Here is a 22,138-nt window from a genome sequence, read left to right as displayed (position 1 = left end):
AGCGGACCGGAAGGAGGATGCCAGTGGAACTGCGGGACGAGGTGCACCGGGAGATGGTCCTGCTGCGCCAGCGCATGCCCGACGTGAGCGGGAGTATCGCGTGCAGCGTGGACGGCCTGACCATCGCCAGCGACATGGCGGGCGACACCGAGCAGGCCGTCGAGCAGACCGGGGCGCTCTCCTCCGCGCTGCTGGCCCTCAGCCGCCGGATGACGAGCATGGTCGGCAAAGGAGCGCTGGAGGAGACCCTGATCTCCGGCAGCAACGGCTACGCGGCCTTCTACGCCGCCGGCCCCAAGATCGTCCTCACAGTCCTGGCGCGCCCCGGCACCAACCTCGGGCTGCTGCGACTGGAGGGCCGCAAGACGGCGGCCAGCCTGGCCGCCATCACCACCCGCATGTCAATCCCCCAGTGAACCGGAGGAAGCAATGGCCAGCATGGACGTCTCCCTCAAAGAGATGATGGCGATCGACGGCGCCGTCGGAGCGGTGGTCGTGGACTACAACAGCGGAATGGCGCTGGGTTCCCTCGGCGGCTCCAAGGACCTGGACCTCCAGATCGCCGCGGCGGGGAACACCGAGGTCGTCAAGGCGAAGCTCCGCACGATGGAGTCCCTGGGCCTCAAGGACACCATCGAGGACATCCTCATCACGCTCAACACCCAGTACCACATCATCCGGCCGCTCACCGGCCGCAGCGGCAAGGGGCTCTTCCTCTACCTCGCGCTCGACCGCGCCCGGGGCAACCTGGCCCTGGCGCGGCACAACATGCGGATCATCGAGGAGAAGCTCGAAGTCTGACTCTCCGGTACGGCTTGCGCCCGGCGGGCGCAAGCCGTACCGGAGAGCGGGGCGCAGGCCGTACGGGCCGGGCCCTACAGCTCCGCGACCGGGGCGAGGTCGCCGGCCGCGTCCGCGTCGGCGGCCGAGGTGAGATCGCCGATCGCGCCGATGATGTCGGGCCAGAGGGCGCGCGGCAGGTCGTGGCCCATGCCCGGGAAGGTCAGCAGCCTGGCCCCGGGAATCGCCTCCGCCGTGGCGATCCCGCCCGACAGCGGCACCAGCTGGTCCTCCTCGCCGTGCACCACCAGGGCGGGCAGCGACAGCTCCCTGAGCAGGGGCGCCCGGTCGCCCGAGGCGATGATCGCGGCGAGCTGCCGGGCCACCCCGCGGGGATCGTAGGCGCGGTCGTAGCTCAGCCCGGCGACCCTGGCGATCCGGTCGCCGTCGAAGGGGTAACCCGGCGAACCGATGACCTTCCAGGTCTCCAGGGCCCGCGCGACCGCCGTCTCCCGGTCCGGTGAGGGCGGCGACATGAGCGCCGCCATGGCCGCCTCGGTGGGCGGGGCGGCCTGGGGACTCGGCGTGGACATGATCGAGGTGAGGCTGCGCACCCGCTCCGGGTGACGGATGGCCATCGTCTGGGCGATCATGCCGCCCATCGAGACGCCGACCACGTGCGCCGAGGCCAGACCGAGCGCGTCGAGCAGCCCCGCGGCGTCGTCGGCCATGTCGGAGAGCAGGTACGGCGCCTCGCCGAAGCCGGGCGAACCGGCGTCGTGGAAGTGGGTGGACTCCCCCACGTCCCGGTTGTCGAACCGCACGACGTAGTGGCCCAGGCCGGCGAGGAGCCGGCAGAACTCCTCGTCCCAGTGGATCAGCTGGGAGGCGAGCCCCATGATCAGAAGGAGCGGGCGGTCCTCGGCGGAGCCGAAGGTGTCATAGGCGATCTCGATGCCGTTCGCCGGGGCGCGCAGAGTCATGGCACTCCTACCGTGCTTGTCCGTCGGAACAGAATGTCATTCGGTAGACATGCGGGCAAGAGTCCGGTTCACCGGGGTTCAGGCGCGAGGGGACGCCCCCGGGGTCAGTCCCACCAGAACGACCAGGCGTTCCGGCCCACGATCTGCTCGGCGTAGTCGATCAGCGTCCCGGCCCCGTACACGACGCTGTCGGGGCAGAACGTCCAGTGCTCGGCGGCCACGTGCAGGGCGTGCTCCATGGTGAGCGGAGGCGCGGCGACACTCAGGTCGAGGGTGTTGAAACCCATGCCGACCAGGCGCGCGCCGAACCGCTCCTCCCAGCTGCGCACCACCGCCGCCAGCGGGACCATCCACTCGTTGTGGTTCAGCGCGCCCTGCCATCCCATGACCGCCAGCGCGTCGGCCCCCCGCTCCACGGCCACCAGCCCCAGCGGGGTCCGGCGCTCGGCCACGAGCCCGGCGTACCAGTCGGCGACCATTCCGGGGTCGGCCCCCGGCTGTCCGGGCGCCGCCGGTCCCGGGCAGCGGGCGCCGAACGGTTCCAGGATCTCCAGCTGGTCGGCGTGGGCCTTCGAGACCCAGTCCGACCACACCTCGGCCATGAACGGGGCGACGTGGTAGTTGTCGATCTCGTCCGCGGCGTCGGGTGCGATCTGCCCGGCCGACCACGGTTGCACGGAGTCCTCCAGCAGCACCGGCCAGAGGCCGGAACGGGGGTGCTCGGCCCGGAGCGCGGCCCACAGTTCCCCGGAGACCACCTCGTCGCTGAGCCAGAACGCGGGCCGGGTGTAGGTCAGAATCCGCGCGTAGCCGGGGTCGGGCCAGACCACGTCCCCGGGCGGCAGCTCAACCCCGAGAGCCCGCCCGGCACCGCCGTCGGTGAACAACTGACCCAGCACCGGCGAGAGCCGCCCACGCTCGCAATCGTCCATCTCTACCGTTCCGATCCTGACCACGCCCTAATTCTGCCTTCCCGGGCGCCCGGCACACGGGAAGGCACCGGTGTCCCGCCGACCACGGGCACATCCGTCAGCCGCGGGCCTCCGCGCGCAGCTCGGCGAGGAGCTCGCCCTGCCCGGCCAGCACCTCGGTCAGAATCCGGCGGGCCGAGATCAGCAGGTCCGTCACGTCGGGAGTGGACAGGGCGTACACGACGGTGGCACCCTCACGGGTGGCGGTCACGATGCCCGCCCTGCGCAGCACCGCCAGTTGCTGGGACAGACTGGACGCCTCGGCGTCCACGGCGGCCAGCAGGTCGCGGACCGGCAGGGGGCCGTCCTGCAGCAGTTCCAGGACCCGGATGCGGAGGGGATGCCCGAGCGTGCGGAAGAACTCGGCTTTGGCCTGGTACAACGGTACCGGCATGGTCAGGCCGTTCCGGTGACGGGCGTGCGGGCCTCGTCGACGGGCGCCGGTGACGCCGGTGCCTCTGCCGCGAACTCGCTCATGCTTCCTGCCTCCCGTCGATCGCATCAGTCCCTTGCCGTCGAGCCGTGAGCTCGGACTCCTTATAAAGTAGCAAATTGCGTAATTCTTCAAGTTGTAGAGCTCTTGGGTAAGATGCGGGCGATGCTATAGCGACGAGAGGCCCAGTGCGGCCTACATGAGGGAGTGCGGTCAATGGGACGGGGTCGAGCCAAGGCGAAGCAGACGAAGGTCGCCCGTGAGCTGAAGTACGGCACCCACAGCATCGATCTCGATCGGCTGCGCAGGGAGCTCAGCACCACCGGCGGCCACCCGGCGGCCGACGAGGCGGACGACCCCGCCGTCGAGCCCGCCGACAGGTAGCACCGGAGCGCCAGACCCCCGGAACGCCCTCGCGCCGGGCCTTCATCCTCCCGCGCGGCGTTCCCAGCCGGGCGACGGCCTCGTCCTCGGGCGAGCACCGGCCTCGTGGCCCGGCCGGTGACGCGACCCGGGCTCCACGCGCGTGAAGCCCGGGTCCGGCTCACCCCAGCGTGGCCAGTTCCTCCTCGCTCAGCGTCAGCTCAGCGGCGGCCACCGAGTCGATGATCGTCTCCGGTCGGCTGGCGCCGGGGATGGGGATCACGACAGGACTCCTGGCGAGCTCCCAGGCGAGGCAGACCTGCTGCGGTGAGACTCCGCGCTCGGCCGCCACCCTGGCGAACGGGCCCGCGAGGCCGCCCGCCGCCCCCATGCCGCCCAGCGGCGACCAGGGCAGGAAGGCCACGCCGAGCTCGGCGCACACGTCGATCTCCGGCTCACTGCTCCTGAACCGCGGCGAGTACTCGTTCTGCACGCTCGCCAGCCGTCCGCCGAGGATCTCGTGGGCCGTCCTGATCTGGGACGGGTCGGCGTTGGAGATGCCCGCCATCCGAATCTTCCCCTCGTCGAGCAGGTCGCGGATCGCTCCGACGGTCTCCTCGTACGGCACCGCCGGGTCGGGCCTGTGGTGCTGGTAGAGCCCGATCGCCTCGACGCCGAGCGCCTTGAGTGAGCGCTCACACGCCTGACGCAGGTAGACGGGGCGCCCGTCCACGTCCCAGCCGTCTCCCGGGGTCCGGGTGTGCCCGCCCTTGGTCGCGACCAGGACCGCGTCCCGGTCACCGGACCACAGTGCCAGCGCCTTGGCCACCAGCCGCTCGTTGTGCCCGATGTCGTCGGCGGAGGGCGTGTAGGCGTCGGCGGTGTCGATCAGGGTGACCCCGGCGTCGAGCGCGGCGTGGATGGTCCTGATCGACTGGGTCTCGTCGGGCATGTGCCCGGCCACCGACATCGGCATGGCGCCGAGCCCGATCGCGCCGACGTTGACGTTTCCGATCACACGTGTTCTCATACCGCCCATCCTCCGGCCTGGAGCTCACTCCAGGTCAAGGACCGCCACTCCGCCGCCCGCCACCCCCGGCCGTATGCGACCGGCACCGATCGAAGGCCCGGGCCGACCACGGCGACCCGGGTCTTCGATCGGTGCGCCGTCAGGGCTGCGAGCCCCGCACCGGCTGGTCAAGGGTCAGATCCGTGCTCCGACGTCCGCGCCGTTGGCGGGACGCAGGAAGGCGGAGGACGGGATCGAGCCGTCCGCCTTCCGAGGGCCGGTGATCGCGCGCGGGTCGGTGCTCGTGAACGTCCACGTGCCGCCGATGTTCCAGGAGTTGCCCGAGCCGGAGGACGACGAGCCGAGCGACACCTGCGTCCTGTTGGCCACCGACAGGTTCTTGGTGAGGGTGGAGCCGGAATCGGCGAAGTCGAAGCCGGTGCCGCCGTTGCGCCACGCGGTGCTGCGGTCGATCGACAGCCGGCCGGGGTTGCCGTTGTCGATGAAGCCGCCGACCGCGTTGTCGAAGGCGACGGAGTTGCGGACGACGTGGTCGGCCGCCGGGTCGGGGTCGCCGCCGCCGAGCTTGAAGCCGTTGCCGTCGCCGGTGTAGCCGGGCAGGTTCCACCGGTTGAACCCGTTGCCCCACGCCACCGAGGACTCCACGGTGACGGGGGAGGTGAACATCCACAAGTCCAGGCCGTCGTCGGAGTTGTTCCACAGCCGGGCTCCGCGGATCACGTTCCCGCCGCCCGAGCCCTCCTTGATCGCGATGCCGTCGGCGCTCTCGCCGTTCTTGCGCGGGTCGCGGTTGCCGTAGGCGTCCAGGTTGATGATCTGGTTGCCGCCGGAGGCGCCCTGGAGGTGCAGGCCCGACTCGTAGTTGTCCCTGGTGACCAGGCGGTCGAAGACGTTGTCGCTGGTGTCCAGGCCGAAGATTCCGTAGGGGCCGTGGATGATCTCCAGTCCGACCAGCCGCCAGTGCTCGCCCTCGATGTGGATGGCGCCCCGCTCGGCGCGCGGGATGCTGGAACCGACCGCACCGGGCGTGTGCGGCATGTTCTCACCGTCGATGATCACACGCTCGCCGTCGTGGTTGCGGATCGTGATCGGCTGGCTCGCCGTACCGCTCTTGACCAGCTGGATGTTCGTGCTCGGCGCGTACGTGCCGCCGCGGATGAGGATCGTGTGCCCCGGCCGCGCCAGGTCGACCGCCCGCTGGATGGTGCGCAACGGCGACACCGCCGTCCCCGGGTTGCCGTCGTCGCCGTCGGTCGCCACGTACAGCACGTTCACGGGCGGCTGGCCGCCGGTCTCGACGTCGAGGTAGTCGATGTTGGGCAGGCCGCCCGAGGCGGTGGGGTTCAGCCTGATGGTGTTGGCCCCGGCCCTCACCGGCACGGTCAGGGTCTCGGTGACCCAGGTCGACCAGGCGCCGGTGCCCTCGAACGACGTGGTCCCCACGGTGGACCCGTTGACGATCAGGCTGGTGGGCCGGACCGCGGTGGTCCCGTTGGCGAAGCGGATCCCCAGCGTCGCGGTGCCGGAGGCGGCGGCGTCCACGGTGAACTGGGCGTAGGCGCCGGCGGCGTTGGTGCCGTTGCAGAAGCCTCCGCCGGAGTAGCCGGGCCAGTTGGCCTCGACGGCGCCGGTGCAGACCGCCGGCGCGTTCTCCGCCTCGTATCGGGTGGGAGCCGCGTGCGCGGGCGATGACAGTACGGCAAGCGCGCCGGCCACCAGGCCGGTGCACGCGATGACAGCTTTCAGGCGCATCGTTGGTCTCCGTGGGGGGCTCGTCGCCTTCGGTAAGCGCTTTCCAACAACGGTGAGCAGAGTTAAGCACGTGCCGCGGAGCGGGGGAAGCCCCATGGGGCCGATACACACCGGGACCGGATGGAGCATCGAACGACGAAACCCCGGCCCACCGTGGTGGACCGGGGTTCGCGCCGGGTGCGCCGCCAGGGACTCGAACCCCGGACCCGCTGATTAAGAGTCAGCTGCTCTGACCAACTGAGCTAGCGGCGCGTGAAGCCCCTGAAGGATAGCGTACTTCCCGACGTGCTTCGAAATCGGCGGATTCGACCCGGTAAGCTAGAACAACATTCGGTTCTGTCTGGGAGCACACATGTGGTTCGCCTCGCCCGCCGACGTCCGTGAGCGTCTCACCGCCGTGGACTACCTCGCCGACGACGCCATCGCGACCTCGGTCTTCCTCGCCTCCGCGCTCGGCAAGCCGCTGCTCGCCGAGGGCCCGGCGGGCGTGGGCAAGACCCAGCTCGCCAAGGCCGTCGCGGCGGCCACCGGGGCGCGGCTCATCCGGCTGCAGTGCTACGAAGGGCTGGACGAGGCCCGCGCGCTGTACGAGTGGAACTACAAGAAGCAGCTCCTGCGCATCCAGGCCGGCAACGTCCAGGGCGACGGATCCGGCGGGGGCCAGGACTGGAACAGCACCCACGACGACATCTTCACCGAGGAGTTCCTCCTCGAACGGCCGTTGCTGGCCGCGATCCGCGCCGAGACACCCACGGTCCTGCTGATCGACGAGACCGACAAGGCCGACGTCGAGGTGGAGGGGCTGCTGCTGGAGATCCTCTCCGACTACCAGGTCACGATCCCGGAGCTGGGCACGATCACCGCCGTGAGCAGGCCGTACGTCGTCCTGACCTCCAACGCGGCCCGCGAGCTGTCGGAGGCGCTCAAGCGGCGCTGCCTCTACCTGTACCTGGAGTACCCGACGCCGGAACGGGAGCGGGACATCGTGCTGGCGCAGGTGCCCGGCATCGAGGCGGACCTGGCCGAGCAGCTCGCCCGGACCGTCGCCACGCTGCGCGCCCTGGAGCTGAAGAAGGCGCCCTCGATCGCCGAGACCATCGACTGGGCCAACACCCTGCTCGCGCTGGGCCGGACCGAGCTGGACGAGGAGACCGCGGGGGCCACCCTGGGCGTGGTGCTCAAGCACGCCTCCGACCAGGCGCGGGCCCGCAAGGAACTCGGGCTGTGAGCGAGTACGGCGGCACGGCCGGAGCCGCCGGCGGGCACGGTGGTGCGGAAGGGCGCGGTGGTACGGAAGGGCGCGGCGGGCTGCTGGACCGGCACGTCGGGTTCGTGCACGCACTGCGGGAGACGGGATTGCCCGTATCGCTGGCCGAGGGGCTGGACGCGGCGCGGGCGCTGACGGTGATCGACCTGACCGAGCGGGAGTCGCTGCGCGCCGCGTACGCGGCCACGCTGGTCAAGCGGCCCTCGCACCGGCCGGGCTTCGACACCCTCTTCGACCTGTGGTTCCCGCCCGCCACCACCGGCCTGTACGGCCCCCGCCCCGGCTCCGGCGACGGCACCGGCACCGGCACCGGCACCGGCACCGGCACCGGCACCGGCACCGGCGACAGCAGCGATCTGGACACCGCCGAGCTTCCCGAGCTCCGCGACCGGCTGGCCGGGCTGCTCGCCGCCGAGGGCGGCGGGACGGACGGCGGCGACGGCATGAACGCGTTCGCCCGTGCGATGGTGGAGCGCTTCGGACGCCAGCCCGCGAGCCCGGGGCGGCAGAACTGGTTCTCCTACCCGGTGCTGCGGGCCCTGTCGCCCGAGACGCTCATGGCCCGCCTGCTGGCCGAGGTCCTCGCCGGGCAGGAGCGGGGCGGTCTGGCGGAGAAGGTCGCCCGGCAGCGGATCGAGCGCAACATCGAGCGGTTCAAGCAGGCTGTCTCCACCGACGTCCGCCGCCGGATCGCCGAGGACTCCGGGATCGAGCGGATCGCGCGCTCGGCCGTACGGCCCCCGCTGGAGCAGCTGGACTTCCTCCGGATCACCCGGGCCGACCTCGCCGAACTGCGCCGGGAGGTCTACCCGCTGGCCCGCCGCCTGGCCGCCCGGCTGACCGTCAAGCACCGGCTGGGCCACCGGGGCCGCCTGGACTTCCGCCGTACCGTACGGGCCTCGTTGTCCACCGGCGGCGTCCCGCTGACCACCTACCTCAAGCCCAGGCGGCCGCACAAGCCCGAGCTGGTCGTCCTGTGCGACGTCAGCGACTCGGTCGCCTCGTTCGCCCATTTCACGCTGCTGCTGACCTACGCGCTGCGCGAGCAGTTCACCAAGGTCCGCGCGTTCGGCTTCGTGGACACCGTGGACGAGATCACCCGCTTCTTCGTACCCGGCGCGGACGTGGCCGAGGCGATGACCCGGCTGGCCTCGGAGGCAGACATGGTCCGCTTCGGCCGGACGAACTACGGTCACGCTTTCGAGCGCTTCGCCGAGCGGTACGGCGACGCCGTCGGCCCGAAGACCTCGCTGCTGATCCTGGGCGACGCCCGGTCCAACTACCAGCCGCCCGCGCTGGAGACGCTCAGGCGTCTGAGCTCCGGCGCCCGGCACGCCTACTGGCTCAACCCGGAACCGGTGAACCAGTGGGACACCGGCGACTCGGTGGCGACGGCCTACGGCGCGGTCGTGCCGATGCGCGAGTGCCGGAACGTCGCCCAGCTCGCGGCCTTCGTGGAGGAGCTCGCCTGACGAGGGGCAGTTCAGAGGAACCACCTGACGGGGGTCGGCCCGGAGGAACTCCCCTGACGGGGGTCAGCTCATCCGCCGCAGCACCCGCGCCGCCGTACGGGCGAGCACCTCCACCTGGCTCTCGTCGAGCTCCTGGCGCGGGGCTCCGAGGATCCAGGAGGCCACGTGGCGCGGCTTGAGGAGGGTGACCCCCTCGGCGGTGACCGTGCGCCGCCGGTCCGCGCCGTGCACGAGCTTCCCGCAGTGCACGGCGATCAGCGGCTCGATCGTCACGGGCACGCCCGACTCGCGGCTGAGCACCTCGGCCAGCGTCGTCGCCACGCCGACGAGCGCCGCGGCCTCCTTCGAGCCGTACTTCTCCCCGAGGAACAGCCGCCCGCCGTACGTGGCGATCTCGGTGTCGGGGTCCCAGGACTCGTTGTCCACGACCCACACGCCGCCGGGGCCGATGACCAGGTGGTCCGCCGAGGCCTGGCCGGGTACGGCGCGCCCGCCGAGGATCCGGTAGCCGCGCCTGCCGAGCTTGCGCCGGAGCAGCCTGCCGGTGATGGTCTCGCCCCGCCGCCTGCCGCGCCAGACCGCGGTGGCCTGGTAGGAACGCCAGGCCATGAACGCGTCCACGACGCCGACCACCAGCCCGAGCAGGAGCCCGGCCGGCACCGGCGCGGGCAGCTCGAAGCGGTATCCCAGCGCGACGCCCGCGACCGCGCCGACCGCCGCCTTGATCCCTCGCAGTTTCCAGCGTTCCTTGGCTTCCTTCCGCCAGAACTGCTCGTACATCACCTGCGGTGACAACCCGTGGAGCCGGTCGGCATCCGGCACGTAGATCGATCCGCCAGGCACAGCGAACCCCCGAGGCTCGAGTGGTGAGAGGAAGACGGATCTGCGGCGTCGGAGATCCTTGATAATCAAATACCCAAGCGGGGGCTCCAGGCGTGGAAAAGTGATGGAAATAACACGCTCACGCCATCCCATCCCGCACCTGACCGACCAGTCGGTATGCTTGCCTCACCACATGAGGGGAAAACGATGAGTCAGGATCAGGAGCCGGTACGGCAACGCCTGCTCGGCGAGGCCACCCGCCTGTTCGCCGAGCGGGGGTTCGAGAGCACCTCGGTGCAGGAGATCGTATCCGCCGCGGGCGTCACCAAGGGCGCCATGTACCACTACTTCGACTCCAAGGACGACCTGCTTCACGAGATCTACGCCCGGGTCCTGCGCCTGCAGACGGACCGGCTCAACCACTTCGCCGGCGCCCCCGGACCGGTGGCCGAGCGCCTGCACGCGGCCGCCGCCGACGTCGTGCGGACCACGGTCGACAACCTGGACGACTCCAAAATCTTCTTCCGCTCCATGCACCTGCTCGCGCCGGACACCCGCAAGACCGTGCGGGCCGAGCGCCGCGTCTACCACGAGCGCTTCCGGGACCTGGTCACCGAGGGCCAGCGCGAGGGGGTCTTCCGCGACGACATCCCCGCCGACATCGTGGTCGACTTCTTCTTCGGCTCGGTCCACCACCTCGGCACCTGGTACAGCCCGGAGGGTCCGCTCTCCGGCGCCGAGCTGGGCACTCACTTCGCCGACCTGCTGCTCACCTCGCTACAGCCGGAGAAGCAGGGGTAACCGGAGCGGCCACCACCTTCCGGGTGACCATCCGCCCGATCAGCGCGACGAGCTTGCGCGGGCGCCGGGGCATGAGGTGGGCGAGACCGATGTTGCCGAACCCCGGCACCACGTAGCCCCGGTCGCGGTCGAGGGCGCGCAGCGCGCTGCGGACGACCCGCTCGGGGGTGCTCATCCGCGCGCCGATCGCCGCCTCACGGGTGCCCATCACCTCGAAGAAGGGGGTCTCGACCGGGCCCGGGGTGACGGCGAGCACCCGCACCCCCCTGCCGCGCAGCTCGCTCCAGAGCGCCAGGCTGAAGTTGAGCACGAACGCCTTGGACGCGCTGTAGGTCGTGAAGAACGGCGAGGGCTGGAAGCCCGCGGTCGATCCCACGTTCACGACCGCGCCGTGCCCGCGCGCGAGCATGCCCGGCACGAGCGCGTGCGTCAGGCCGACCGGCGCGACGACGTTGACCATCAGCTCGTCGCGCTCCCGGTCCGCCTGGATCTCCTCGAAGCGCCCGGCGGTGCCGAACCCGGCGTTGTTGACCAGCACGTCCACCGTCAGCCCGCGGGCGGCCAGTTCCCCGGCGATCGCCGAGGCCGCATCCGGCTCCGCGAGGTCCTGGACGAGCACCTCGGCCCGCACGCCGTACGCCTGCCGCAGCTCGCCGGCCAGCCGCTCCAGGCTGGCGGCCGAACGGGCGACGAGCACCACGTCGTGCCCGCGACCGGCGAGCTGGCGGGCGAACTCCGCGCCGATGCCCGAGGAGGCGCCGGTCACGAGGGCGGTTCCAGTCATGATGATCTCCCGTCTACGCATCTTCTGCTCCACAAAAGTATCAGCTAATCCATTAATTGCAACATCGAAGTGGCAGATAACCGAAGAACGGGATCGATGGTGTAACTTCTGAGCATGAGTACGACAGGCCGAAAGCTGCGCGCGGACGCCGAGCGCAGCGTCAGGACGATCATGGAGGCCGCCGAGCGGGTGCTCAGTGAGAACCCGGGCGCGACGATGGAGCAGATCGCCGAGGCCGCGGGGGTCTCCAGGACCACCATCCACCGGCGTTTCGCCAGCCGCGAGGCGCTGATCGACATCATGACGGTCGCGGCCTGGAAGGAGATCGCCGAGGCGGTGGACGCCGCACGGCCGTCCACCGCGCCGCCCCAGGTGGCGATGTACCAGGCGACCGCGAACGTGCTGCGGGTGAAGTCCGGCTGGCGGTTCGCCCTCACCAGCCAGGGCCCGCCCTCCGGCGAGCGGGCGCGGGCCGAGGCCGCCCGGATCGAGGCCGACACCATCGGCAAGTGCGACATCGCCATCCGCCGCGCCCAGCAGGAGGGAGTCATCCGCCCCGACGCCGACCCGCTGTGGGTCCGCCGGGTCTATCTGGCGCTCCTCACCGAGGCCGCCCACGGGGCATACGCCGGCCGTGCCGGGGCGCACGGTGGGGCGCACGGTGGGGCCGCCCCCGCCGAGACGGAGGCCGACATCGACGAGCTCGCCACCCGCGTCATGGACACCCTGCTGCGCGGGGTCGGCGCGGGGAGCTGACGCGGAAGAAACCGAAGCGGAAGAAGACGCCGAGGGAGAAAACGACGACCCCGGGCACCCGTCCCGGGGTCGTCAGCCGCCGTGCCCGGCCGGGGCGCTCGGGCCCGTTCCCCTCGATCAGAGCTCTCCGGCCCCGTCCCACCCGGCCGGGGCGCTCAGGCCGGGCCCGGGAGGTCGGCCAGCTCCGCCACCGCGTCGTGGTGGGCGCCCGGCGCGCCCAGCGCAATCTGCGATGCCTTCGCCCGCTTGAGATACATATGCACCGGGTGCTCCCAGGTCATACCGATGCCCCCGTGCAGCTGCACGCTCTCCTCCGCGGTGTGCAGCGCCACCTCCGAGCACCACGCCGCCGCCACCGCCGCCGCCAGCTCCGCGTCGGCACCCGCCCCTCCGCCCGCGCCGGAGGGCGCGATCAGGTCCGAGGCCGGGGCCGAGGGCGCCGCCAGCAGGTCGGCGGCGTTGCGGGCGGCCGCGCGGGCACGCACCACGTCGAGCCAGAGATCCGCCATCCGATGCTTGATCGCCTGGAACGACCCGATCGGCCGGGCGAACTGGTGCCGCTCCTTGATGTAGGCCAGCGTCGTGTCCAGACACCACTCGGCCACGCCGAGCTGCTCGGAGGCGAGCAGCCCCGCCCCGAACGAGAGCACCGTCCGCACGTCGACGTCGCCGAGGACCTCGCCGGGGGCGCCCGCGAAGGTCACCGTCGCGATCGGCCGGGTCAGGTCCAGCGAGGGCACGACCTCGACACGGGCGTGCTCGGCCGCCACCTTGTAGAGCGCCGGACCGACCGGGACGAGCAGCACGTCGGCCGCGTCGGCGCCGGCCACCGCGCGCACCTGTCCGCTCAGCGTGCCGTCCTCGCCGGCCGTCACGGTCTCCGGCAGCGGCCGGTACGGCGAGGCCGACAGCGGGACCACCAGCGCCGCCGTGACATCGCCGGAGGCCAGCTCCCGGAGCAGGTCCTCCGCCCCCGCCTCCAGCAGCGCCTTCGTGGCGAGCACCGCGCTGGTCAGGAACGGCACCGGCGCGACCGCCCGCCCCAGCTCCTCCAGCACCACCGCGACCTCACGCGCCGTCGCCCCCGCGCCGCCGTACTCCTCCGGCACGAGCAGCCCGGCCACCCCTATCTGATGGGCCAGCGTCTTCCACAGGTCCATGTCGTACGGCGCGTCCGACTCGATCCGCTTCAGCACGGCGTCCGGCCCGCACCGGTCGGCGAGCAGATCCCGCACGGAGGCCCGGAGCTCCTCCTCGACCTCGGTGTACAGCAGTGTCATGGGTCGCTCACCACTCCTCATTCACTACGGGCGGTCGTCATCGGGGCAGGTCCTTCCAGGGCACGTCCTTGTCGACGCGGGGCTCCGACGGCAGGCCCAGCACGCGCTCGGCGACGATGTTGCGCAGGATCTCCGAGGTGCCGCCCTCGATCGAGTTGCCCTTCGCGCGCAGGTAGCGGTATCCGGGGCCGCGGCCGAAGAAGTCCACGCTGTCGGAGCGGCGGAAGGACCAGTCGTCGTACTCCAGGCCCTCCGCCCCGCGCAGCTCCACGTCCAGCCCGGACAGCGCCTGGTTGATCGAGGCGAAGGAGAGCTTCATGCCCGACCCCTCCGGGCCCGGCTGCCCCGCCGACAGCTGCTCGCGCAGCCGCGCCCCGGCCAGCCGCGTCACCTCGGACTCCACCCAGAGCGCCAGCAGCCTGCGGTGCAGGTCGTGGGTGCGCAGCTCGGGCCGGGACCGCCAGGTCTCGGTCACCACGCCCATCATGCCGCCGCCGCGCCGTACCGGAGCGCCGCCGATGGCGACCCGCTCGTTCATCAGCGTCATCTGCGCGACCCGCCAGCCGTCGCCGATCTCGCCGAGCCGCAGGTCGTCGCCGAGCCGGACACCCGTCAGGAAGACCTCGTTGAACTCGGCCTCACCGGTGATCTGCCGGAGCGGACGGACCTCGACGCCCGGAGCGTGCATGTCGCACACGAAGTAGGTCAGCCCGCGGTGCTTGGGCACGTCCGGATCGGTCCTCGCCACCAGGATCGCCCAGCGGGCGTGGTGCGCCCCCGAGGTCCACACCTTCTGCCCGTCCACGACCCACTCGTCGCCGTCGCGGACCGCCCGCGTGGCGAGGGTCGCCAGGTCCGATCCGGCACCGGGCTCGCTGAACAGCTGGCACCAGATCTCCTCGCCCGTCCAGAGCGGGCGCAGGAACCGCTTCTTCTGCTCCTCGGTGCCGAACGCCAGGATCGTCGGCGCCGCCATGCCCAGGCCGATCCCCTGGACTCCGGTGTCGAGCTGCGGCGTCCCGGCGAGCTCGCGCTCGACGACCAGCTGGAGTTCGCGGGGCAGGCCGAGGCCGCCCAGGCCCTCGGGGAAGTGCACCCAGGCCAGCCCGGCGTCGAACCGGGCCCGCAGGAACTCCAGCCGGTCGCCCGGGTCGTGCGCGGCCAGGAACTCCCTGGCCAAGGATGCGACGTCGTCACCTGTCATGAACGGTCTCCCATGTGCTTCTTGAGTTCGCGATACGCCAAGGAGCGTTTGTGGACCTCGTCCGGGCCGTCGGCCAGGCGCAGCGACCGCGCTCCGGCCCAGAGACCGGCCAGCGGGAAGTCCTGGCTGACACCGCCGGCGCCGTGGACCTGGATGGCCTTGTCGAGGATCCATTCCACGTCCCGGGGCGTTGCGATCTTGATGGCCTGGATCTCGGTGTGGGCACCCCGGTTGCCCACGGTGTCCATCAGCCAGGCGGTCTTCAGCACCAGCAGCCGGAGCTGCTCGATCCGCACGCGCGACTCGGCGATCCAGTCCTGGACGACACCCTGCTGGGCGATCGGCTTGCCGAACGCGGTCCGGGTCAGGGCCCGTGCGCACATCAGCTCGACGGCCCGCTCGGCCATCCCGATCAGCCGCATGCAGTGGTGGATGCGGCCCGGCCCGAGCCGGGCCTGGGCGATGGCGAAGCCGCCGCCCTCCTCGCCGACCAGGTGGCTCACCGGCACCCGTACGTCGTTGAAGTCGATCTCGGCGTGCCCGCCGTGGTCGGCGTCGGTGTAGCCGAACACGTGCATGCCGCGCCGGATGTCCAGACCGGGGGTGTCACGCGGGACCAGGACCATCGACTGCTGCCGGTGCGACGGCGCGTCCGGGTCGGTCTTGCCCATCACGATGAGGATGCGGCAGTTCGGGTTCATCGCGCCGGAGGCGAACCACTTGCGACCGTTGATCACGTACTCGTCGCCGTCGCGCACGATCGACAACGAGATGTTGGTGGCGTCGGAGGACGCCACCTCCGGCTCGGTCATCGCGAACGCCGAGCGGATCTCCCCGCGCAGCAGCGGCTCCAGCCACTCCTTTCGCTGCCACTCGTCGCCGAACATGGAGAGCACCTCCATGTTGCCGGTGTCCGGGGCGGCGCAGTTGGTCGCGGTGGGCGCGATCCTCGGCGACCGGCCCATGATCTCGGCCAGCGGCGCGTACTGCAGGTTGGTCAGCCCGGCGCCGTGCTCACCCGGGAGGAAGAGATTCCACAACCCGCGCCTGCGCGCCTCCTCCTTGAGATCCTCCAGCAGCGGCGGGGCGGCCCACCCGCTCTCGGCCGCCTGGGCCTCGAACGCCTCCTCCGCCGGGTAAACACACTCGTCCATGAACCCCAGCAGCCGCTCCCGCAGCTCCTCGGTCCTGGCGTCGAACCCGAAATCCATGGGCCCTCCTCACGGTCTCACACCGGAGCGTACCGACCGGACGGTATGACTGTCGACCACTCGTCCTCCGCACCGCACGACGGCCGGGACGCGGCCGGCGCCGTCCGGCGGCCCTCAGGTGGCACCGGGGAAAACGCCCCGAGTGGACCTACTCGCGGATCCGCCCCCTTCCTAAGGTCGTGCGCATGACCGCGAACATGCCCTCCCCCGTCACTCTCGAAGGCGGCACCGTACGGCTGGAGCCGCTGACCCTCGCCCACATCCCCGATCTGTTCCTGGCGGGGGGCGGCGACGAGGAGGTGTGGCGCTGGCAGGGCGGCCCGGCGCCGAGGACCGCGGAGGAGCTGACGGCCACCGCCCGCTCCGTGATCGAGGATGCCGCGTACGTCCCGTTCGCGGTGATCTCCAAGGAGAGCGGGCGGGCGGTGGGCTGGACGACCTACATCGACGTCCCCGGCTACGACGAGAGCGTCGAGATCGGCTGGACCTGGTACGGCAGGGCCGTCTGGCGGACCGCGGTGAACACCGAGTGCAAGATCCTGCTGATCGACCACGCCTTCGGGCTCGGGTTCAACCGGGTCCAGCTGAAGACCGACCATCTCAACACCCGTTCGCAGGCCGCCATCCGCCGCCTCGGCTGCACCCACGAGGGCACGCTGCGCCGTCACCGCCGCCGTCCCGACGGCACCTGGCGGGACACGGTCTACTTCAGCATGCTGGAGGAGGAGTGGCCCGCCCACCGTGCCCGGCTGGCCGCCCGCCTCGCCGCCGGACCCTCTCCGGCGGCCGTCTGACCCGCCCCGCGGGCTACGGCAGCATCCCCCGCAGCAGTTCCCTCAGCCCGAGACGGAGGTCGTCGAGGGCCGGTTCGGCCCCGGCTCCGGCGACGGCGTCGAACATGATCCCCTCCCCGAAGGCGACCAGCTGGCGGCCGTGCCGTACCGGATCGCCGGAGCCCGCGGCCGCGAGGACGGCGACGGCGGGCTCGCGGAACCGCGCGCCCGCCCGGTCGTAGATCGCGCGCAGCTCGGGACGGCGGGTGGCCTCCAGGGCGAGCTCGTAGCGGGCGATCGTACGGCGCCTGCCGACGGTGAGCTGCCCCCACAGCGCCTGGGCCATCAGCTCCGCGAGCGCCTCCAGCCCGCGTTCCCCGATCGCCTCGCCCGCCCCGGCCGTCCCGCCCTCCAGCAGGGAGGAGAAATGCCGCGCCTCCAGCTCGGTGAGCCGGGCGAGGGTCAGCTCCAGCAGGGCCGAGCGGGTGCGCGCCAGGTTCGAGGTCGAACCGGGCGGCAGGCCCGCCGCCTCGTCGACCGCCCGGTGGGTCAGTCCGCGCATCCCCCGCTCGACCAGCAGGGCGATGGCGGTGTCCGCGACCAGCTCAGCACGTTGGGACCTCACCCCTCGATACTACATTTGTAGTTTAACTACAGGAGTAGTAACCTTCACTACATCCGTAGTGAGGAGAGGGTCATGGCACACGCAGTGGTGGTCGGGGCGGGAATCGGCGGGCTCACCGCGGCGGCGGCGCTCCAGCGGCGCGGCTGGGAGGTGACGGTGCTGGAGCGGGCCCCGTCCCTGGAGCCGGTCGGCTCCGGGCTGGCCGTCGCCGTCAACGCGCTGAGGGCTCTCGACACCATCGGGGCCGGTGACGACATCCGCAAGCTCTCGGCCATCCAGGGCGACGGCGGCGTCCGGAGCGCCGGAGGCCGCTGGCTGGCGCGGACCAGTGCGGAGGCCGTCTCCGCGCAGTACGGCGACTCGGTGGTCCTGCTCCGCCGCGCGCAGCTGGTCGACGTCCTCATCGCGCACCTGGCGCCCGGCACCGTCCGGCTGAACACCACCGTGACGGGCGTGGACCCCGGCACCGGCACGGTGAACGCCCTGGAGAACGGCGCGGCGTCCGACCTGCGGGCCGATCTGGTGGTGGCCGCCGACGGCATCCACTCCCCCATCAGGAGGGCGCTGTTCCCCGGCCACCCGGGGCCCGTCTACTCGGGGATCACGAGCTGGCGGGTGCTCGTCCCCGCCGAAGGCGTCCCGGGCCAGGCGTCCGAGAGCTGGGGCGCGGGCCGGGTCTTCGGGATCATGCCGCTGGCCGGGGGCGTGACCTACTGCTACGCCACGGACGCGGTCCCGGCCGGCGGCGGGGGCGGCGACCAGCTGGCGGAGCTGCGGCGCCTGTTCGGCCGATGGCACGCCCCGATCCCGGACCTGCTCGCCGCGGCCTCGCCGGAGAACGTCCTGCGCAACGACGTCTACCACCTGGCGGCCCCGCTGCCCGCGATGCACCGCGGCCGGGTGGCCCTGCTGGGCGACGCGGCGCACGCCATGACGCCCAACCTCGGCCAGGGCGCCTGCCAGGCGATCGAGGACGCGGTGGTGCTCGCCCACGTCGCGGGCCCGGGCGCGGGGCCGGCCGGCGACGTCACCGCCCGCCTGGCGGACTACACCGCCGCCCGCCTGGAGCGGACCTGGAAGATCGTGAACCGTTCGTCCTCGATCAACCGCGTCACCGGGATCCGCAACCCGCTGGCCGTACGGCTGCGCGACACCCTGATGGCGCTGGCCTCCCGCCTGGCTCCCGGCAGGATGGCCGGCGCGGCCGACGACATCTTCGGCTGGCGCCCGCCCGCGGCGTGACGGAGCACCGGGCCCCCCGGACTCCCCGGCAGGAGCGGGCCGTCCGGAATCCCGCCGCCCGCACGGCGGCGGGCCCGGCCCGCACGCCGGTGTGCCCCGTTACCGCGTGACCGGGACGGGTTCCGGTGCCGGAAGCGGGGTACGGGCGCCGTGGTCGGGGGCGAGCCGCCCGAGGGTCATCGTCCCCCAGACCATGAGCGCCCCCGCCAGCAGCGCGGGGAGCACGTTGGACCAGCCGGAGGGCACGGCCTCGTCGAGCAGGAGGACACCGGCGAGGATCGAGGTGATCGGGTCGAACACCTGGACTCCCGCGTAGGCGATGCCGAAATATCCCACCTCGTAGGACTTCTGCAGCAGCACGGTGGCGCAGATGAGCAGGATGGGGACGGCGAGGGTGAACCAGTTGAGCAGATTGGCCCACTCACCGCCGAAGTTGCCGCCGACCACCCGGACGAAGGTGGACACGCTGGCCGTCGTGGCACCCGCGCCGACCGAGAGCAGCAGGGCCTTGGAGGCCCCCGTCGCCTTCCGCCCGGCCAGATGCGCCAGGAGCACGACCAGCCCCACGCAGGCGAGGAACCCGAACGCCTCCTGGCCCGTCATGTGCGGCTTCACCGAGTGCACGGGGACCAGCAGGAGCAGCCCCAGCAGGCCGACGGCCACCGCGACGGAACCGATGATCTCCGCCCGGTGCGGCTTGCGGCCGTGCAGCATGGCCGCCAGGGGCACCGCGAACACCAGCGTCGCCACGCTGATCGGCTGCACCGCGACCAGCGGCGCGAAGCTCAGCGCCACCGCGTGCAGGCAGGCCCCGGTGAACCCGATGACGCCGCCCAGCCACCAGCGGGGGCGTCTCATCAGTTTGAGCGAGGCGCCCTCGGTCACCGCCTCCAGCTGCTGGAGCGCGGCGCCCAGGGCGTATCCCAGCGCGCCGACGAGGGCGATGGAGATGCCGACCCAGGTCATCGCCACCCACCAAGGGAAGACGCGCACGGGGAGGTAAGCGATACTCGGGTCATCTCTCCAGCTTAGGGTGCCGCGTGAGTCGACGATGGCGTTCGCGAGCATGATCAGTCAGAAAACAGGCCGAATACTGATGTAACAGGACGGAACCAGCACCTCATTTCCCACTGCATTTCCCACTGCCCACTCCGCCGGCGACACCGCCGTGAGCACGCGCTCGACGGCGGCGCCGCCCGGCGGCTCACCCGGCGGCGCGCTCACGCCGGAGCGTGCGCGCACCGGCGAGCCCGACGCAGACGGCGAGCAGGCCGAGGAAGGCCAGCAGCTCCGTACCGCTCCACAGCGGCATGAACGACGCCGCGTCCACGGCGTCCGAGACCCGCACCGCCGCGTCCGTCGGGAGCCGCCGCCACGGCCACCCGCGTCTCCGGGGTCGTGATGGGGGCCTGCCTGATGCTCATGGCCCGGCACTCGCTGGCCGGTACGGTCAGCGCGGCCGCCTGCCTGCCGGTGGGGATGGTCGCGTTCGACGCCCCGGGGGTCAGCGGCGCGACGATGATCGGCATGATCGGGGCGGTCGCCTGGTCGGGCTGGCGGAGCCCCCGCGCCGTTCGGCCGTGGCGCTGGGCGTCGCGGCGGCGTCCTTCACCGGTGCGGCGCTCGTCGGAGCCTCGTCGTGGGAGTTGTTCTTCGCGCCGTCGGTCCTGCTGCCGGGCTGGTTCATGGGACTGCTGGCCCGGCGCAGCAGTCAGCGGGCCGCCAAGCTGGCCGAGCTGGCCGCCGCCCTCGACGCGGAGCGCGAGGCCAACGCCCAGGCCGCGGTCGCCATCGGCTCCACCGGTCAGGCGCTCACCGTGGAGGTACGAAGAGGACGCGCACGTCGCCGCCGCGCTCCGCGCGGGGGTCAGCGGTTTCCTGCTGAAGGCCGCCCCGCCGGAGCAACTGGTCGAGGCGGTACGGACGGTCGCCGCCGGGAGAGGGCTGCTCGATCCCGCCGTCACCCTGCGGGTGATCTCCGCGTTCGCCGGGCAGCCGGACCCCGACCGCGGCACCGGACGGGCGGCCGAGCTCGACACGCTCACCGGCCGGGAGACGGACGTGCTGAGGCTGCTGGCGCAGGGCCTGACCAACACCCAGATCGCCGCCCGGCTCCACCTGGGTGAGGCGACCGTCAAGACCCGCCTGTCCCGTGTCCTGATGAAGCTCGGCCTGACCTGCTGAAAGTGGACGAGAGCGCCGTCGCGCTCGGATGGGACTTCTTCGGCCCGCTCATCCACGAGATCGTCGCCGTCCTGGGGCGGTTCGGGCCCGCGGACCAGGCGGCCATCGAGCGATTCCTGGACGGCGTGCACACGGCCGTCGTCCAGCGACGGACCGGCGAGGAGTAGCGCCCGTACCGCTCTCATGACCGGGCCGGTCGTGCCGCGCGTCCTCGTACCCGCCGAGAGTCCCGGACCGGAGGAGATCGAACCCGGCCGTCCGTGGTCGCCCGCCCGGCCGGGTGTCCGGATATGCGGTGGAGCCAGGGGCCGCCGTCCCGTTACGGTGGGCGCGTGCCGACGTTCCTCATCGCTCCCGTCATCTCTCCCCCGCCCGCCCGGTAGCGGGCGGCATCTCTCCTGTGTGACCGGGTCGGGGTGACCCGGTGGGTGGTCGCTGCCCGCAGACGTGCGGACGTTGACGACCACTTCCTCCGGAGAGATCTCCATGACGCATGTCTCCGTACGGCAGGGCCTGCTGTACGTCTCCCTCGCGGCGACCGCCTGGGGCACCGGTGGTGCCGCCGGGGCGCTGCTCGACCGGGCCGGCGGGATCGGGCCCGCCGCGGTCTCGTTCTGGCGGTTCGCCGTCGGGGCGGCCGTGATCCTGCTGGTCACCCGGGTGCTCGGCCACGGACGCCGGTCCGGTTCCGGAGCGCGGCCCGGCCCGGCGCGATCCGTGGTCACGGGTGTGATGATGGCCGTCTGCCAGGCGGCCTACTTCGCGGCGATCGCCGAGTCCGGCCTCGCCGCGGCCACCGTGGTCACCATCGGCGCGACCCCCGTCCTCGTCGCCGCCGGGTCCGTCGTGCTCCTGCGGGAGCGGCCGGGGGCGGCCGGGCTGGGGTGCGCCGGCGCCGCCCTGACCGGGCTGGCCCTGCTGGTCTCCGGCGACGGCCCGGGGAGCCTCTCCCCCGCCGGCGCCGGATGGGCGTTGCTCTCGGCGGCCGCCTACGCGGGCGTGACGCTGCTCAACCGGGCCCGGCCCGCCGAGCCGTACATCGTCGCGATGGGCGGCTTCGCGGCCGGCGCCGTCTGCCTGCTCCCCGCCGCCCTGGCCCACGGGCTGCTGCCCTCGGGCGAACCCCTCGCGTCCTGGGTGCTCATCGCCTACCTGGGCGCGGTTCCGACGGCTCTCGCCTACGGGTTGTTCTTCACCGGGCTCGCGGCGGTGCGGGCCACCACCGCCTCGGTGATCACGCTGGTGGAGCCGGTGGGAGCGGCGGTCCTCGGCGTGTTCCTGTTCGGCGAGCGGCTCGGCCCGCGGACCGCGGGCGGCGCCGCGCTCCTGCTCGCCGCCGTCGCCCTGCTCGCCCTGAGCGAGGGGAAGGAGCAAAGAAACCGGGTCTGACCTGTGATGAGACGGC

The 22,138-nt window shown here is 72.1% G+C and carries 25 protein-coding genes and 1 tRNA gene; 12 read left to right on the top strand and 14 right to left on the bottom strand.

Annotated features, from left to right (window positions below; all coding sequences use genetic code 11):
* The first annotated feature begins 23 nt into the window (after positions 1 to 23).
* Positions 24 to 416, top strand: coding sequence for a roadblock/LC7 domain-containing protein (locus IEZ08_RS20660; RefSeq protein ID WP_189242709.1), 393 nt, complete (start codon positions 24 to 26; stop codon positions 414 to 416).
* A 13-nt stretch (positions 417 to 429) separates the two neighbouring features.
* Positions 430 to 801, top strand: coding sequence for a hypothetical protein (locus IEZ08_RS20655; protein WP_068926151.1), 372 nt, complete (start codon positions 430 to 432; stop codon positions 799 to 801).
* Between the two features lie 74 nt (positions 802 to 875).
* On the opposite strand, the gene IEZ08_RS20650 is transcribed toward IEZ08_RS20655, so the two are convergent.
* From IEZ08_RS20650 to IEZ08_RS20640, 3 genes are all read right to left on the bottom strand, one after another.
* Positions 876 to 1,763: an alpha/beta fold hydrolase gene (locus IEZ08_RS20650; RefSeq protein WP_068926153.1), complete on the bottom strand. Its 888-nt coding sequence runs from the start codon at positions 1,761 to 1,763 to the stop codon at positions 876 to 878.
* A 104-nt stretch (positions 1,764 to 1,867) separates the two neighbouring features.
* On the bottom strand, positions 1,868 to 2,719 hold the full coding sequence (locus IEZ08_RS20645; protein WP_229803345.1) for a DUF4253 domain-containing protein: 852 nt from the start codon (positions 2,717 to 2,719) through the stop codon (positions 1,868 to 1,870).
* A 73-nt stretch (positions 2,720 to 2,792) separates the two neighbouring features.
* Positions 2,793 to 3,128: an ArsR/SmtB family transcription factor gene (locus IEZ08_RS20640; protein ID WP_068926157.1), complete on the bottom strand. Its 336-nt coding sequence runs from the start codon at positions 3,126 to 3,128 to the stop codon at positions 2,793 to 2,795.
* A 255-nt stretch (positions 3,129 to 3,383) separates the two neighbouring features.
* On the opposite strand from IEZ08_RS20640, the gene IEZ08_RS40290 reads away from it, so the two are divergent.
* On the top strand, positions 3,384 to 3,551 hold the full coding sequence (locus tag IEZ08_RS40290; protein WP_084780623.1) for a DUF3073 domain-containing protein: 168 nt from the start codon (positions 3,384 to 3,386) through the stop codon (positions 3,549 to 3,551).
* Positions 3,552 to 3,711: 160 nt separating this feature from the next.
* Here the strand turns inward: IEZ08_RS40290 and IEZ08_RS20630 are convergent, their stop codons facing one another.
* From IEZ08_RS20630 to IEZ08_RS20620, 3 genes are all read right to left on the bottom strand, one after another.
* Positions 3,712 to 4,560, bottom strand: a complete 849-nt coding sequence (locus IEZ08_RS20630) for an aldo/keto reductase (protein ID WP_189242708.1) — start codon at positions 4,558 to 4,560, stop codon at positions 3,712 to 3,714.
* A gap of 174 nt (positions 4,561 to 4,734) precedes the next feature.
* Positions 4,735 to 6,312, bottom strand: coding sequence for a right-handed parallel beta-helix repeat-containing protein (locus tag IEZ08_RS20625; protein ID WP_189242707.1), 1,578 nt, complete (start codon positions 6,310 to 6,312; stop codon positions 4,735 to 4,737).
* A 178-nt stretch (positions 6,313 to 6,490) separates the two neighbouring features.
* A tRNA-Lys gene (locus IEZ08_RS20620) sits at positions 6,491 to 6,564 on the bottom strand.
* 100 nt (positions 6,565 to 6,664) lie between these two features.
* Between IEZ08_RS20620 and IEZ08_RS20615 the strand changes: the two genes are divergently transcribed.
* Complete coding sequence (locus tag IEZ08_RS20615) at positions 6,665 to 7,540, top strand: AAA family ATPase (protein WP_189242706.1); 876 nt, start codon at positions 6,665 to 6,667, stop codon at positions 7,538 to 7,540.
* Positions 7,541 to 7,620: 80 nt separating this feature from the next.
* Positions 7,621 to 9,051, top strand: a complete 1,431-nt coding sequence (locus IEZ08_RS20610; protein WP_189242747.1) for a vWA domain-containing protein — start codon at positions 7,621 to 7,623, stop codon at positions 9,049 to 9,051.
* Between the two features lie 63 nt (positions 9,052 to 9,114).
* Here the strand turns inward: IEZ08_RS20610 and IEZ08_RS20605 are convergent, their stop codons facing one another.
* The gene (locus IEZ08_RS20605) at positions 9,115 to 9,894 is read right to left on the bottom strand and encodes an NERD domain-containing protein (protein ID WP_068926164.1); all 780 of its coding nucleotides are present in this window, start codon (positions 9,892 to 9,894) and stop codon (positions 9,115 to 9,117) included.
* Between the two features lie 186 nt (positions 9,895 to 10,080).
* On the opposite strand from IEZ08_RS20605, the gene IEZ08_RS20600 reads away from it, so the two are divergent.
* Entirely contained in the window at positions 10,081 to 10,674 is a 594-nt protein-coding gene (locus IEZ08_RS20600) for a TetR/AcrR family transcriptional regulator (RefSeq protein ID WP_068926166.1), read from the top strand.
* Here IEZ08_RS20600 and IEZ08_RS20595 read toward each other — a convergent pair.
* Positions 10,643 to 11,458, bottom strand: coding sequence for an SDR family NAD(P)-dependent oxidoreductase (locus tag IEZ08_RS20595; RefSeq protein WP_068929093.1), 816 nt, complete (start codon positions 11,456 to 11,458; stop codon positions 10,643 to 10,645). The two genes, IEZ08_RS20600 and IEZ08_RS20595, sit on opposite strands and share 32 nt — an antisense overlap.
* A 114-nt stretch (positions 11,459 to 11,572) precedes the next feature.
* Here IEZ08_RS20595 and IEZ08_RS20590 point away from each other — a divergent pair, with 114 nt between their 5' ends.
* Positions 11,573 to 12,214, top strand: a complete 642-nt coding sequence (locus tag IEZ08_RS20590) for a TetR/AcrR family transcriptional regulator (protein ID WP_189242705.1) — start codon at positions 11,573 to 11,575, stop codon at positions 12,212 to 12,214.
* Between the two features lie 155 nt (positions 12,215 to 12,369).
* Here IEZ08_RS20590 and IEZ08_RS20585 read toward each other — a convergent pair whose 3' ends face one another.
* Genes IEZ08_RS20585 through IEZ08_RS20575 form a run of 3 tightly spaced genes read right to left on the bottom strand, consistent with a single transcriptional unit; the run spans position 12,370 to position 15,909 of the window.
* Positions 12,370 to 13,494 carry an acyl-CoA dehydrogenase family protein gene (locus IEZ08_RS20585; protein ID WP_189242704.1) on the bottom strand — a complete coding sequence of 375 codons (1,125 nt, stop codon included), beginning with the start codon at positions 13,492 to 13,494 and terminating at the stop codon, positions 12,370 to 12,372.
* A gap of 37 nt (positions 13,495 to 13,531) precedes the next feature.
* Positions 13,532 to 14,698 carry an acyl-CoA dehydrogenase family protein gene (locus IEZ08_RS20580; protein WP_068926172.1) on the bottom strand — a complete coding sequence of 389 codons (1,167 nt, stop codon included), beginning with the start codon at positions 14,696 to 14,698 and terminating at the stop codon, positions 13,532 to 13,534.
* Positions 14,695 to 15,909, bottom strand: a complete 1,215-nt coding sequence (locus IEZ08_RS20575; protein WP_068926175.1) for an acyl-CoA dehydrogenase family protein — start codon at positions 15,907 to 15,909, stop codon at positions 14,695 to 14,697. Before IEZ08_RS20575 ends, IEZ08_RS20580 begins: the two co-directional genes overlap by 4 nt.
* Positions 15,910 to 16,094: 185 nt before the next feature.
* Between IEZ08_RS20575 and IEZ08_RS20570 the strand changes: the two genes are divergently transcribed.
* A complete protein-coding gene (locus IEZ08_RS20570) occupies positions 16,095 to 16,703 on the top strand; it encodes a GNAT family N-acetyltransferase (protein WP_068926177.1) in 609 nt (202 codons plus the stop codon).
* A gap of 13 nt (positions 16,704 to 16,716) precedes the next feature.
* On the opposite strand, the gene IEZ08_RS20565 is transcribed toward IEZ08_RS20570, so the two are convergent.
* Positions 16,717 to 17,307, bottom strand: a complete 591-nt coding sequence (locus IEZ08_RS20565; protein WP_068926179.1) for a TetR/AcrR family transcriptional regulator — start codon at positions 17,305 to 17,307, stop codon at positions 16,717 to 16,719.
* Positions 17,308 to 17,379: 72 nt separating this feature from the next.
* Here IEZ08_RS20565 and IEZ08_RS20560 point away from each other — a divergent pair, with 72 nt between their 5' ends.
* On the top strand, positions 17,380 to 18,549 hold the full coding sequence (locus tag IEZ08_RS20560) for an FAD-dependent monooxygenase (protein WP_068926181.1): 1,170 nt from the start codon (positions 17,380 to 17,382) through the stop codon (positions 18,547 to 18,549).
* A gap of 99 nt (positions 18,550 to 18,648) precedes the next feature.
* On the opposite strand, the gene IEZ08_RS20555 is transcribed toward IEZ08_RS20560, so the two are convergent.
* Both IEZ08_RS20555 and IEZ08_RS20550 read right to left on the bottom strand, forming a co-directional pair.
* Positions 18,649 to 19,542 carry a DMT family transporter gene (locus IEZ08_RS20555; protein WP_229803341.1) on the bottom strand — a complete coding sequence of 298 codons (894 nt, stop codon included), beginning with the start codon at positions 19,540 to 19,542 and terminating at the stop codon, positions 18,649 to 18,651.
* Between the two features lie 211 nt (positions 19,543 to 19,753).
* Entirely contained in the window at positions 19,754 to 19,897 is a 144-nt protein-coding gene (locus tag IEZ08_RS20550; protein WP_176728591.1) for a hypothetical protein, read from the bottom strand.
* A gap of 623 nt (positions 19,898 to 20,520) precedes the next feature.
* Between IEZ08_RS20550 and IEZ08_RS39665 the strand changes: the two genes are divergently transcribed.
* From IEZ08_RS39665 to IEZ08_RS20535, 3 genes are all read left to right on the top strand, one after another.
* Positions 20,521 to 20,733 (top strand): helix-turn-helix domain-containing protein, encoded by a 213-nt coding sequence (locus IEZ08_RS39665; RefSeq protein ID WP_229803339.1) that lies wholly within the window; start codon positions 20,521 to 20,523, stop codon positions 20,731 to 20,733.
* Between the two features lie 2 nt (positions 20,734 to 20,735).
* The gene (locus IEZ08_RS20540) at positions 20,736 to 20,900 is read left to right on the top strand and encodes a hypothetical protein (protein WP_176728592.1); all 165 of its coding nucleotides are present in this window, start codon (positions 20,736 to 20,738) and stop codon (positions 20,898 to 20,900) included.
* A 319-nt stretch (positions 20,901 to 21,219) separates the two neighbouring features.
* On the top strand, positions 21,220 to 22,122 hold the full coding sequence (locus tag IEZ08_RS20535; protein ID WP_068926183.1) for a DMT family transporter: 903 nt from the start codon (positions 21,220 to 21,222) through the stop codon (positions 22,120 to 22,122).
* Positions 22,123 to 22,138 lie beyond the last annotated feature (16 nt).

The organism is Planobispora rosea, assembly GCF_014648175.1.
In the GTDB taxonomy this organism is placed as follows: Bacteria; Actinomycetota; Actinomycetes; order Streptosporangiales; family Streptosporangiaceae; genus Planobispora; species Planobispora rosea.
This window is presented reverse-complemented; position numbering and strand designations above follow the sequence as displayed.